Annotated in this window: 1 protein-coding gene; it reads left to right on the plus strand. The window is 48.5% G+C overall.

Going from position 1 to position 528, the window contains the following annotated elements; all coding sequences use genetic code 11:
• Window positions 1-179 precede the first annotated feature (179 nt).
• Window positions 180-528 (plus strand): hypothetical protein (locus HY2_RS15940; protein ID WP_146617220.1); only part of this gene is annotated, 349 nt, incomplete at its 3' end.

Raw genomic sequence — 528 nt, forward strand, 5'->3', positions numbered from 1 at the left:
TAGCCGATCAGGAAGTGTGAGCCAACCGCAAATAATTGGCACGAGAGCACGTAACTTCTTGCTGATATTTGACAGCATACAAATCATTGAACCATCTTATCTCGCCGCCCGAATTTAGTAGACATATCCGTAATCAGAAGATCAAGCTCAGGTAACTTTTTGGCAACTCCTTACAAAACGTGACGGAGTCATTTCTGGCTGGCAGCGCTCCACAAAATACCTTTATCTCTGCAAGTTTGCGTTTTGCTGAATCTATATCCCGATTCAAGCTAGGTCAGGAGCGGAGTGCGCCTGTCGATCAGCTTAGCGACAAGGTCGTTGAGAAGTTCGGGACTGCTGTTTCGCAGGTCCTCAGAAATCCAGACAATCGCCAGTTAGCCAAAGCCTATGTCCGCACCCTCGTCAGCAAGATCGAAGTTGGTGAAAAACAGATAAGAATCAGCGGACCAAAGGATGGGATCGCCTATCAGGCCATGCCATATGCGGTGAGCGGTGAGTTAGTGCCTGCTTTTGCACAGGAATGGCGCA

Source organism: Hyphomonas pacifica (genome assembly GCF_000682675.1).
Taxonomy (GTDB): domain Bacteria; phylum Pseudomonadota; class Alphaproteobacteria; order Caulobacterales; family Hyphomonadaceae; genus Hyphomonas; species Hyphomonas pacifica.